Genomic DNA, 12,354 nt, shown 5'->3' with positions numbered 1-12,354 from the left:
TGACTTGGTCGAGCACGGCTCGGAGTCGTCATGTGTCGCGGCGGGCCCTACGGCGAATGTGCAGCTTCGGCTCGATCTGGTACGTCCACGCGGACAAAAGCTGCACACTCGCCACAGGGCCGGGAATCGGCGTCAGTGGGTCCAGCGGGCTCGGAAGTTGACCTTGCCCCCGGCGGCAATGTTTACCCTCTGGGCTGAGGACATGACCATGCAGATTTCTGAGCTGGCCCGGCGGACGGGCGCGTCGACCAAGGCCGTGCGGTACTACGAGGACCTCGGCCTGGTGGAGCCGTCGCGCCTGCCCAATGGGTACCGGGACTACTCCGACGAAGACGTCCAGATCGTGAGCGAGGTGCGAGCGCTCGCCGCGGTCGGCATCCCCCCGTCGAAGGCCGGGCCGTTCATCGACTGTCTTCGGCACGGCCACGAACGCAGCGACGAGTGCCCCGAGTCGCTGGCGGCGTACCGGGACAGCATCGCGGTTCTCGACGAGACCATCGCGGCGTTGACGCAGCGACGGCAGGACCTCACGGCGCGGCTCAATGCTGCCGCGTGCCGCGAATTCGATGAGGAGTATCAGCAGGTGACGGACTACACGACACTTCCCGCGGGTCTTCCGGTCCCCGAAAACGACGGCGCGGCAGACCATCTGGTGGGACTGTGGGTTCCCGACATCACGCTGAAGTCGAGCGGTGGTGGCCCCGTCCGGCTGGGGACTCTGCCGGCGGGACGAACGATTCTGTATCTGTACCCGCTCACCGGTCGTCCCGGCGCCGACCTCCCCGCGGGGTGGGACGCAATTCCGGGAGCACGTGGCTGCTCGACCGAGGCGTGCGATTTCCGTGACCACTTCGCGGAGCTGAAAGATGCCGGCGTAGAAGAGGTCTGGGGCTTGTCCAGTCAGGATGTCGACTATCAGGCAGAAGTGGTGCGCCGGCTGAGACTGCCGTTCCACATGCTGTCCGATGAGACTTTCGCGCTGGGGGACGCTCTGGGCCTGCCGACGTTTGCGGCTGACGGGCATCCGAGGCTCTACACCCGGCTCACGCTGGTGATTCGGGAAGGCCGGATCGAGCACGTCTTCTATCCGATCTTTCCACCGAACACCCACGCGCAGCAGGTGCTCGCCTGGTTGCGCGCACACCCCGCGTAGCGGGTCCGAAATGTGTAGACGGATCCCCATGGCGCACTTCGCATCAGGGGAGTAGCGGCAGCCGCCACAGTGGCGCGCCGGGTTCGAGGAACCACAGCCGCGTCGCGGTCAGGCGCAGAATCCGGATGGCGCCGGTCATCATCAGAACGGCCAATGGCAGCTCGACCAACACCGCGGTGAGTAATGGGATGGTCGCGTCGTGGCCGAAATCAGAAGTCATGACGTCGAACCAGGCGTCACATACCAACAGCACTCCGGTCGTGAACGCGGTGAGCAGCACCAACTGGCGCCGCAACCAACCCAACACCGCGGTCGTGGCCATGAAGGCGACGAGCAGACCATCGAAGCCGATCCAGGTAGCCGGCCAGTTGTGCGCGGTGTAGTTGCCCGGAAGCGTGAATCCGAGGTAGACGACCCACGGGATCAGCACGATGCAGCTGCCGGTCATCACCGTCAGGCGGATGCGCCGCATCCTTCTGGCCATTGCGGGCGGAAACACTTCGTCGAGCGGACGCTGCAGCCGCGTGATCAGGTCGTGGCGCTGAGCCGGCGTCATCGCGGCGATGGCGGCGTCTGACAACCCGTTGTCCATGCGGTCGATACTGCCGAACGCGCCGCCGGAGGCCTAACGGAGCCGTAAACCTCGCGGTGTGCGGGAGAAACCGGCGCCCGTCAGTGCGGTGTGGACCGCTGCCTGCGTGGCATCGGGCGTGGGGGCCAGGACGGGCTCGCCGTTGACTTTCTCGATCAACAGCCCCTGCAGCCGCCCGGTGCTCACCAGTTCGGCCAGCGCACCGGCTGCGGCGCGTTGTTGTTCCGGCGTGGCGTCGAACGACAACAACGACTTTCCGCCGCGTTCCAGGAACCACACCAACTCGCCGTCGACCAATGCCACCAGTGCGCCCGCCTTGCGGCCTGGTCGGTGACCGGCGACCTCGGGCCAGGGGAGGGCAACGCCGTACGGATTCCCCGGGTCGGTGGCGGCCAGCACGATGGCGGTGTAATCGGGGCTGCTCTGATCGACACTGTCGAGATAATTGCGCAACCGGTCCACTGTCGACGCCACCGCGAACTGCGCGCCGCCAAGCGATTCGATGAAGTACCCGCGCTGGCAGCGTCCGGCCTCCTCGAAAGCCGTCAGCACCTTGTACAGCGTGGCGAATCCGCCCGGCAGACCGTCGGCCGCACCGCGCGTGACGACGCCGTAGCGGCCCAGCAGCAGCTCGGCCTGAAAATGCGCCCGCATGGTGGATTCCGGTTCGGCGGGCGGCAACGCCGACCACCGGCCGGCGACCGTCGGATCGACGGCGCGCGCCTGCGGCCGGGCGACACTGTAGCGGCTGAGCCGGGGCGGGCGCTGCTGTCGCTGTCGGTGCGCACCGCCGGGCTTTCGACCGGCGTTGCCGAGCATCGCCCGTACCGGGGCGAAGGTATCTCCGGTGACCCAGCCGGCCCAGATCAGTTCCCACAGCGCCTGTTTGGCGTCGGCGTTGTCCTCGGATGCGAGCTGCCGGAAGAAGTAGGCACCGCCAGGACCATCAGCTGCACTCAGGGTATCCATGATCATGCGGTGCGTGTCGGTGAACTCGATCTCTGTGCCCGGCGCCAGCGACAGCGGCGCGGTGTCGGCCCGGTGGAAGACCACCCAGCCATCACTACCGCCGATCTGGCCGGCACCCGACCAGGTGACCTCACCGGAGGCCAGCAGCTCGTCGAGCATCGCCGGTTGGTAGTCCGACACCCGCTGGCCGAACACGAGCGGCTCGACCGCGGATGCCGGAATCGGCACGCCGGCAAGCTGTTCGATGACTGCCGCCAGGCCGTCGATGCCGCGGGCGTCTCCGAATTGCTGCCAGGCCGGCAGGAACCGGGCGTACGCGGCGGTGCTCACCGGTTCGATCTGCGCCCGCAACGCGGCCAGTGACCGGCGGCGCAGAATCTTCAGAACCGTGGCGTCACACCACTGTTGGTCGACACTGTCCGGAACATCGGTGAACTCGCCACGAATGAGTTTGCCGTCCAACACCATCCGGCTCAACGCATCGGCAGTAACCCGATGGCCCAGGCCGAACCGGGCCGCCGCCTGGGTCGTGGTGAACGGCCCGTTGGTCCTGACGTAGCGGCCGAGCAACTCGCCCAGCGGATCGGCCACCGCCGCGGTGAAACTGGCCGGCACCCCGACCGGTACCGCGACGCCGAGGCCGTCGCGCAGCAGCCCCATGTCTTCGACGGCGGCCCACCAGCTCTGGCCCGCGAAGGTCACCCGGACCGCGCGTTTGGCGGCCTGCAGGGTGTCGCACCATGCCTCGACGTCGCTTGCGGTGCAACGTTGCTGGAGTTCCGCGGTACTCAGCGGTCCGAGCAGTCGAAGGAGGTCGGCGATGCCCTCGGCATCGCGCGCGGCACGGTCCTCGGTCAGATGCTGCAGCTGCCTGCTGGTCGAAACCACCACGTCGGGGTCGAGCAGTTCGCGCAGTTCCACTCGGCCGAGCAGCTCGGCGAGCAGTGTGGCGTCCAAAGACAGTGCGGCAGCGCGCCGTTCGGCGAGCGGGCTGTCGCCCTCGTACATGAAAGCGCCGACATATCCGAACAACAATGACGCGGCGAATGGGGACGGCGTGGCGGTCTGCACGTCGAGCACCCGGATCCGGCGCTGTGCGATGCGTCGCATCACCTCGGTGAGCATCGGGACGTCGTAGACGTCCTGCAGGCATTCACGCACGGTCTCCAGCACGATCGGAAAATCCGGATACTTGCGGGCGATGTCCAGCAACTGGGCGGCTCGCTGACGCTGGTGCCACAGCGGCGACCGCTTACCCGGATGACGCCGCGGCAGCAGGAGCGCCCGTGCCGCGCACTCCCGGAACCGGGATGCGAACAGTGCCGACCCACCGACCTCGGCGGTGACGATGGCCTCGATCTCGTCGGCGTCGAAGACGAAAATGTCTGCGCCGGGCGGGGTTTCCCCGGTGTCGGGCAGCCGCAGCACGATACCGTCGTCGGAAGCGGTGGGCTTCTCGTCGATGCCGTACCGCTCCATGATCCGGCGGCCCACCGCCAACGCGAGCGGCCCGTGCACCCGCAGCCCGTACGGGGAGTGCAGGACGATTCGCCAGTCGCCGAGTTCGTCGCGGAACCTTTCCACCACGAAGGTGGTGTCGGTGGGGACCGTGCCGGTGGCCTGCCGCTGCTCGTCGAGCAGCTGCCACAAGTTGTCGGTGGCGTAGCCGTTGAAACCCGTTGTGGCGCAGTACTCGTCGAACTCGGCTCGGGGGAGCCCGGAGAGTTTTCCGGTGAAGGCGCCGATCGCCGCGCCCAGCTCGGCCGGCCGACCGACCGCGTCGCCGCGCCAGAACGGCAACCGGGCGGGCTGTCCGGGCGCCGGCAGCACCAGCACCCGGTCGTGGGTGATCTCGGTGATGCGCCAGCTGGTGGCGCCCAGGGAGATGACGTCGCCCGGCCGTGACTCGTAGACCATCTCTTCGTCGAGTTCACCTACCCGTGACGGCTTTTCGTCACCCGTGGCCAGGTACACCGTGAACATGCCGCGGTCCGGAATCGCGCCGCCGGAGGTGACGGCCAATCGTTGTGCGCCGGGACGAGCGGTCAGGGTTCCGGTGTCGCGGTCATACACCAGACGCGGCCGCAGCTCGGCGAACTCGGTGGACGGGTACTTGCCGGCCAGCAGGTCCAGCGTCGCTTCGAAGGCGCTGCGCGGCAGGGCGGCGAACGGCGCACTGCGACGGACGGCGTCGAACCAGCGGTCGGCGTCGAGCGGTTCCAGCGCGGCCGCCGCGACGGTGTGCTGGGCCAGCACATCGAGTGGGTTGGTGGGTACCTGCAGGGTCTCGATCTCGCCGGCGCGCATGCGCTGCACGGTGACGGCGCAGTCGATGAGATCGGTGCGGTGTTTGGGCAGCAGCACGCCCTCGGAGATTTCACCGACCTGGTGTCCGGCGCGGCCGATGCGCTGCAGCCCGCTGGCCACCGATGGCGGCGCTTCGACCTGGATGACCAGATCGACCGCACCCATGTCGATGCCGAGTTCCAGGCTGGAGGTGGCGACCACGGCTTTGAGCCGGCCGCTCTTGAGGTCCTCTTCGACGGCGGCGCGCGCTTCCTTGCTGACCGAGCCGTGGTGTGCCTTCGCCAGCAGGCTCGGTGCGCCGAACGTCTGGCCGCTGGCCATGAGGGTGGCGGGCGCGCCGCCACCGACCTGCGGGTTGCGCTCGTTGGGCAGTTCGATGCCGGAGCGGGCAGCGTGAATCTCGTTGAGCCGGGCCGTAAGCCGTTCGGCCAGCCGCCGGGAATTGGTGAACACCAGGGACGAGTTGTGCGACTCGATCAGGTCGACGATGCGTTCCTCGACGTCGGGCCAGATGGTGCCGCCGTCGAGGTTGGCCATGTCGGGAACCGGAACCTCGACGGTCAGGTCGAAGGTCTTGGCGGCGGGCGGCTTGACGATGGTGGTCGGGGCCGCTCCCGACAGGAAGCGCGCGACCTCCTCGGGGGGCTTGACGGTGGCGGACAACCCGATGCGCTGAGCCGGCTTGTCGAGCAACTCGTCGAGACGTTCCAGCGAGAGGGCCAGGTGCGCGCCGCGTTTGGTGGCCGCGACGGCGTGCACCTCGTCGACGATGACGGTCCGCACCGTCGCCAATGTCTCCCGGGCCGCCGAGGTCAGCATGAGGAACAGCGACTCTGGGGTGGTGATCAGGATGTCCGGCGGCGTCGCGATCAACTGGCGCCGCTGCGCCGGGGAGGTGTCGCCGGACCGCACACCGACGGTGATCTCGGGAGCGGGCGCGCCCAGCCGCTCAGCTACCCGGGTGATGCCGGTGAGCGGCGTCGAGAGGTTGCGCTCGACGTCGACTGCGAGGGCTTTCAGCGGCGAGACGTAGAGCACCCGGGTGCCCTTGCCGTCATTGGTATCGGTGGGCTCCTGCGCCAGCTGATCGATGGCCCAGAGGAACGCAGCGAGCGTCTTGCCCGACCCGGTGGGGGCGATGACCAGCGTGTTGTGACCGTCGGCGATGGCCTGCCAGGCCTCGGCCTGGGCCGGAGTAGGCGTGCTGAAGGCAGCCGCGAACCACTCCCGGGTCAGGTCACTGAACCGGGCCATCGGGTTGTCCGGGGCCACGCGTCCATCCTGCCTGGTGGGTCCGACAAGTTACGACTGGTTGAGGGTTCGCTGATACCGCCGCATGCCGGCGATCCAGCGGTCGTAGTCTGCGCCCTTCTGCCGGTACATCTCCAAGACCTCGGGGTGGGGCAAGACAAGAAAGGAGCCGTCCGCCGGGTCTTGTTCGATGGCCTGGATCACGAGCGCGGCGACGTCATCGGGGCTGACGACGTTCCCCGCGTGGGTCACGGCGTTGCCGGCCACCCGGATCGCGTCGTCGTCGGAGTCGGTCATGCCGCGCAGCAGCGGTGTGTCCACGCCCATCGGGCAGACGCAGTTGACGCCGATGCCCTTGTCGCCGTAGGTGATGGTCAGCCACTCGGCGAAACCGACGGCGGCATGCTTGGTGACGCTGTAGCCGGCCGCACCGAGCTGGGTGAGCAGGCCGGCGGCCGAGGCAACCGCCACGAAGTGGCCACCGCCGCGCTCGACCCATTCCGGCACAACAGCTTTGGCGGCACGGACATGGGCCCGCAGGTTGATGTCGATGATGCGGTCCCAGCCGGCTTCGTCGTCCCCGAGACCGGACTCCCCGGTGATGCCCGCGTTGGCGACGTAAATGTCTACCGGCCCATACGCCTCGCGCGCGGTGTCGAGCAGGGTCGCGATGCCGTCGATGGCGGACGCGTCGGCACCGACGCCGACACCCCCGAATCCCGCGGCGGTCTCGGCGGCGGCTTCGGCATTGATGTCGCCTGCCACGACAGACGCGCCTGCCGCGGCCAGCGCCGTCGCGATGGACTTCCCGATACCCGAACCCGCCCCGGTGACCACAGCCACCGCACCCTCGATCTTCACGGGCTCATGTCTACCGCATCACGGTTTCAGCCGAACTGAACTCCTTGAGCCAGCGGCAGATCGGACGAGTAGTTGACGGTGTTGGTGGCCCGGCGCATGTAGGCCTTCCACGAATCCGAGCCCGATTCGCGCCCGCCGCCGGTCTGCTTCTCGCCGCCGAACGCCCCGCCGATCTCCGCGCCGGAGGTGCCGATGTTGACGTTGGCGATGCCGCAGTCCGATCCGTCGGCGGCCATGAAGCGCTCGGCTTCCCGGATGTCGGTGGTGAAGATCGCCGACGAAAGACCCTGCGGTACCGCGTTGTTGAGGGCGATGGCCTCGTCGAGAGTGTCGTAGGTCAGCACGTACAGGATCGGCGCGAACGTCTCCTGGTGCACGATGGCCGTCTGCCCGGGCATCCGCACCACCGCGGGCGTGACGTAGTACGAGCTGGGGTGCAGTTGCACGCGTTCGCCGCCGGTGACCTCGCCGCCTTCGGCGCGGGCCTGTTCCAGCGCGCCCACCATGTCGCGGTAGGACCGCTCGTGGATCAGCGGCCCGATCAGGGTTCCCTCGGCGGCGGGGTCGCCCACCGGCAGGCTCTGGTAGGCGGTGACGATGCGCTGCACCAACGTGTCCACGACACTGCGGTGTGCGATGACCCGTCGCAGCGTGGTGCACCGCTGGCCGGCAGTGCCGGCGGCGGCGAACACGATGCCGCGCACCGCGAGATCCAGATCGGCCGACGGCGTGACGACGGTGGCGTTGTTGCCGCCCAGTTCGAGCAGCACCTTCCCGAAGCGCTGGGCCACGCGCGGACCGATCTGCCGGCCCATCCGCACCGACCCGGTCGCACTCAGCAGGGCGACCCGGGGATCGTCGACCAGCTGCTCGCCGATCTCGCGCCCGCCCAGCACCAACCGGGCGACCGAGCTCGGCGCTCCGACATCGGCCGCGGCGCGTTCGATCAGCGCCTGGCAGGCGATCGCGGTCAACGGGGTGAGCTCGGAGGGCTTCCACACCACGGTGTCGCCGCACACCAGCGCGACGGCGGTGTTCCACGCCCAGACGGCGACCGGAAAGTTGAACGCGGTGATGACACCGACGACGCCGAGCGGGTGCCAGTTCTCCATGAGCCGGTGCCCGGGCCGTTCGGAGGCGATGGTGCGGCCGTACAGCTGGCGCGAGAGGCCGACGGCGAACTGGCAGACGTCGATCATCTCCTGCACCTCGCCGAGTGCCTCGGAGGTGATCTTGCCGGCCTCGATGGTCACCAGGGTGCCCAGATCGGCCTTGTGCTCGACGAGCAGCTCGCCCAGGCGCGCCACGAGCGCGCCGCGTACCGGCGCCGGCGTGGTGCGCCAGGGGACAAAGGCCAGCGCCGCTTCGGCAATCGCGGCGTCCGTCTCCGCGACGGTGCTCTCCGGGATGGTGAAGAGGACCTCACCGGTGATGGGCGTGCTGGCGGGTAGGCCGTGGTCGCCGGGCTCACCCAGCGTGACGTGAGCACCGACGGCCTGCAGCGCGGTCCGCACGCGGTCACGAAGTTGATCGGCGGTGGGCAAGGGTGTCCGCACTTGGGGCTGAAGGGGAGTCATGATGCCGCTTTCTCGTAGAGGTCGTAAGGGTCATGGATGTGCCGTCCGATGGCACCGGCCATCCAGTCGAGGCGGTAGTCGGAGTGGTCGTCTGCGGCGGCCGGCTGCGTATCGCGGTCGAGGTTCGACCGGAAGATGCCGGCCGCGGACGCGGGTAGGAAGTCCTCGTAGACAACGGGTTTCGTGGGGTCACCGCCGCGGTAGTAGGCCAGGCCCTGTGCCGCCATCTCGGCGTCGGTGGCCGGAAAGTACCGGTCCCAGTGTGTCTGATCGGTCATCGCGGCGTCGTAGCGCTCCCGGCCCGCGCGGGTCAGCGCCACCCCGCGGGCCTCGACCTCGCCGAAGCGCACCCGCAGGCTGCCGTCGAACACGGTGCCGTCCGGGTTGCGGAAGGTGCGCGGTTCGGCCAGGGCCCGAAACGACGTCTGCCGCAACAGGACCGGCGGACCGTCGGTGGCCGGTGGGCCCTGGATCGCGTCGATCATGGTGATGCCCAGGGCCGTCATCCGCCGGTACAGCTCGTCGATGTCGAGTACCCGGGGCGTCAGGTGGTTGATGTGGGTGGTGCTGACGCCGGCGATGTCCGCGGCCACGGCGGAGACGGTGCTGAGCTCGTCGTACCAGGTCTTGTCGATCGGCGCTCGGGACAACGCGAACGTCGCGGTGCAACGTCGCACGAACTCGTCGGCGTTGGCTTCCGGGCAGCCGTCGGCGGCGACGCGGCGGGCCTGGGCGATCAGTGCCCGGTCGAACAGTCGGCGCTGCCCGACGAAGCGCTGCACGCGGGCTCGCAGACCGGGGGAGAAGAAGCGGGCGTCGTCGGTGGCCAGCATCGAGGTGAACACCCGAAATGGGTTGCGGTCCAGCTCTTCTGCGTCGATGGGACGGAATGCGGTAGAGACCACGGGGACCGGTGACACGGCCGCGCGCAGGTCGTAGAACCCGACGGGATACATGCCGAAGGCCGCGAAAAGGTCTGCGACGTCGGCGAGCTCGGCGGGGCTGCCGACCCGGATCGCACCGTGGCGTTCCGCGGTGACGCGGTCGAGGGAACCGAGCCGGCCGTCGGTGGCGCGATCCCGGTTGACCGCCGTGCTCACCTCCACCAGCGTGGTGTAGGCGGGCACCTCGGCGCCGTACATCTGGGACAGGGCGGCGGCGAACGCAGCGCGCAGCCGCCACGTTTCGACCGTCATGACGCCCCCTGACGGTAGTCTCCGGCCATGGCCGAAGCGGAGCTTGACGACGTCGATCGAATCCTGGTGCGGGAGCTGATCACCGACGGCAGGGCCACGCTGGCGCATCTGGCGACGGCCGCGGGTCTGTCGGTCTCGGCGGTGCAGTCGCGGGTGCGCCGGCTGGAGTCGCGCGGTGTGATCACGGGGTACACCGCGCGGATCAATCCCGAGGCTGTCGGCCACATGCTGTCGGCGTTCGTCGCAATCACCCCGCTCGATCCTTCCCAACCCGATGATGCCCCGGCCCAGCTGCAGCATTTCACCGAAATCGAGTCCTGCCATTCGGTAGCCGGTGAAGAGAGCTATGTCCTGCTGGTGCGTGTCGCCTCCGCGCGGGCGCTGGAGGGTCTGCTGCAGCGGATCCGGACCGTCGCCAACGTTCGCACGCGAAGCACTGTCATCTTACAGACTTTTTACGATGATCAAGTGTCGCTACCGGAATAGTTCCTGTTAAAGGTGGTCATAACTGTAAATATTACGTTAGGATGGTGGCATGACCGCTGTTCTGACATCTGCTGACGGACTGTCGGCCGCCAGTGCCGGCGACGTCCGTGACATGCTCGGCCGCAGCATCCTGACCGATGGCCTGGACCTCGTGCTCGATCTCGACCGGTCGGGCGGCTCGTACCTCGTCGACGCGCGCGACGGCACCCGGTACCTCGACATGTTCACGTTCTTCGCGTCGTCGGCGCTGGGCATGAACCATCCGGCGCTGACCGATGCCGCCTTCCGTGCCGAGCTGGCGCAGGCGGCGGTGAACAAGCCGAGCAACTCCGATGTCTACAGCGTGCCGATGGCGCGCTTCGTGCAGACGTTCGCGCGGGTGCTGGGGGACCCGGCGCTGCCGCACCTGTTCTTCGTCGACGGCGGCGCGCTGGCTGTGGAGAACGCGCTCAAGGTCGCGTTCGACTGGAAGAGCCGGCTCAATGAATCACGCGGGATCGACGCGGCGCTGGGTACGCGCGTGCTGCACCTGCGCGGCGCGTTTCACGGCCGTAGCGGTTACACGATGTCGCTGACCAACACCGACCCCAACAAGGTGGCCCGTTTCCCGAAGTTCGACTGGCCGCGCATCGATGCGCCCGTGGTGGCGCCCGGTGTGGATATCGTTGCGCTGGAACGCGAATCGTTGCGGCAGGCCCGGGCGGCCTTCGAGGCCCATCCGCACGACATCGCCTGCTTCCTCGCCGAGCCGATCCAGGGTGAGGGCGGTGACCGGCACATGCGGTCTGAGTTCTTCGCCGCGATGCGGGATTTGTGCGTCGAGTTCGACGCGCTCCTGATCTTCGACGAGGTGCAGACCGGTGTCGGGATGACCGGAACTCCATGGGCCTACCAGCAATTGGGCGTCACGCCCGATGTGGTGGCGTTCGGCAAGAAGGCTCAGGTGTGCGGGGTGATGGCAGGCGGCCGAGTCGACGACGTCGCCGACAACGTCTTCCGCGTGAGCTCGCGGATCAACTCCACCTGGGGCGGCAACCTCACCGACATGGTGCGGGCCCGCCGCATTCTCGAGGTGATCGAAGCCGACAGGCTGATCGACAATGCCGTGCGGATGGGCTGGTACCTGGTGGGTCAGTTACGTTGTCTGGCAAGTGAATTCCCGTCATTGGTACTCGACCCGCGCGGTCGTGGCCTGATGTGCGCGTTCAGCATGCCGTCGGCTGCCCAGCGTGACGAGGTGATCCGGCGGCTGTGGCAGCACCATGTCATCCTGCTGGCCAGCGGCGCCGACTCGGTGCGGTTCCGGCCGGCGCTCACGGTGTCGCGCAGTGAGATCGACGAAGCCGTCCAGGCGGTGCGGGACGTGCTAGCGACGCTCTAGGACCTGCTGGCGGATCAACCCGCGCAGCCGGGTCAATTCGGTTCCGCTGACCAGCGTGCAGGCGTGCAACTCGGCCAATTTCCGTGCGGCCGGGGTGAAGTCGTTGTTGGTGACCACCATGGTGTGCGCGCAGTCCTGCATGGGCGCGCCGGCGACCACCTCCTGCACGGCGCCGGGACCGACGGGCCGGGACAGCCTCTTGCATTGAATGGCAAGGCGATTGGGCCGCGTGCCGACGATCAGGTCGACGCCCCAGTCCCCGGACAGCTCCGTCATGATGACGGGCACGCCACAGGACCGGGCGATTCGGGCCACGTAGTCCTCGAACTCGGTGCCGGACATGTCATGGACCGGGTCCTCGTGCCGGCTCGGGGTACGCATCCCGGTGACGACGTGCGGGATGGCGGCGAGCAGCAACGGGACGCCGACGGCCACGGCCAGTGCCGGCTCCCACATCCAACCGTGCAGATACGCCGCGCCGCCGGCGATCAGCCCTGCCGCGCCCAAGAGTTTCATCCGCACGCCAGGCATCGTAGGGCCAGCCACTGACAGGTCTTTACAGGATGCGATTGATTTACTAC

Annotated in this window: 9 protein-coding genes; 3 read left to right on the top strand and 6 right to left on the bottom strand. The window is 68.2% G+C overall.

Features of this window, described 5'->3' with window-relative positions; all coding sequences use genetic code 11:
• Positions 1–208 precede the first annotated feature (208 nt).
• Positions 209–1,153 (top strand): MerR family transcriptional regulator, encoded by a 945-nt coding sequence (locus tag ACWW1C_RS21415; RefSeq protein ID WP_455980141.1) that lies wholly within the window; start codon positions 209–211, stop codon positions 1,151–1,153.
• Positions 1,154–1,196: 43 nt separating this feature from the next.
• Here the strand turns inward: ACWW1C_RS21415 and ACWW1C_RS21410 are convergent, their stop codons facing one another.
• From ACWW1C_RS21410 to hglS, 5 genes are read right to left on the bottom strand one after another with little or no spacing between them, the layout of a single operon-like run.
• Complete coding sequence (locus ACWW1C_RS21410; protein WP_455980140.1) at positions 1,197–1,745, bottom strand: hypothetical protein; 549 nt, start codon at positions 1,743–1,745, stop codon at positions 1,197–1,199.
• 33 nt (positions 1,746–1,778) lie between these two features.
• On the bottom strand, positions 1,779–6,275 hold the full coding sequence (locus ACWW1C_RS21405; protein ID WP_455984383.1) for an ATP-dependent helicase: 4,497 nt from the start codon (positions 6,273–6,275) through the stop codon (positions 1,779–1,781).
• A gap of 48 nt (positions 6,276–6,323) precedes the next feature.
• Positions 6,324–7,133, bottom strand: coding sequence for an SDR family oxidoreductase (locus ACWW1C_RS21400; RefSeq protein ID WP_455980139.1), 810 nt, complete (start codon positions 7,131–7,133; stop codon positions 6,324–6,326).
• A 26-nt stretch (positions 7,134–7,159) separates the two neighbouring features.
• A complete protein-coding gene (gene amaB / locus ACWW1C_RS21395) occupies positions 7,160–8,710 on the bottom strand; it encodes an L-piperidine-6-carboxylate dehydrogenase (RefSeq protein WP_455980138.1) in 1,551 nt (516 codons plus the stop codon).
• Positions 8,707–9,906, bottom strand: a complete 1,200-nt coding sequence (hglS, locus tag ACWW1C_RS21390) for a 2-oxoadipate dioxygenase/decarboxylase (protein WP_455980137.1) — start codon at positions 9,904–9,906, stop codon at positions 8,707–8,709. Before hglS ends, amaB begins: the two co-directional genes overlap by 4 nt.
• Positions 9,907–9,933: 27 nt before the next feature.
• Between hglS and ACWW1C_RS21385 the strand changes: the two genes are divergently transcribed.
• A complete protein-coding gene (locus ACWW1C_RS21385; protein ID WP_455980136.1) occupies positions 9,934–10,392 on the top strand; it encodes an Lrp/AsnC family transcriptional regulator in 459 nt (152 codons plus the stop codon).
• A gap of 49 nt (positions 10,393–10,441) precedes the next feature.
• Entirely contained in the window at positions 10,442–11,773 is a 1,332-nt protein-coding gene (gene lat / locus ACWW1C_RS21380; protein ID WP_455980135.1) for an L-lysine 6-transaminase, read from the top strand.
• Here the strand turns inward: lat and ACWW1C_RS21375 are convergent.
• Complete coding sequence (locus ACWW1C_RS21375) at positions 11,759–12,304, bottom strand: restriction endonuclease (protein WP_455984382.1); 546 nt, start codon at positions 12,302–12,304, stop codon at positions 11,759–11,761. The genes lat and ACWW1C_RS21375 overlap by 15 nt on opposite strands.
• Positions 12,305–12,354: the final 50 nt, after the last annotated feature.

It is taken from the genome of Mycobacterium sp. HM-7, from assembly GCF_053852335.1.
This window is presented reverse-complemented; position numbering and strand designations above follow the sequence as displayed.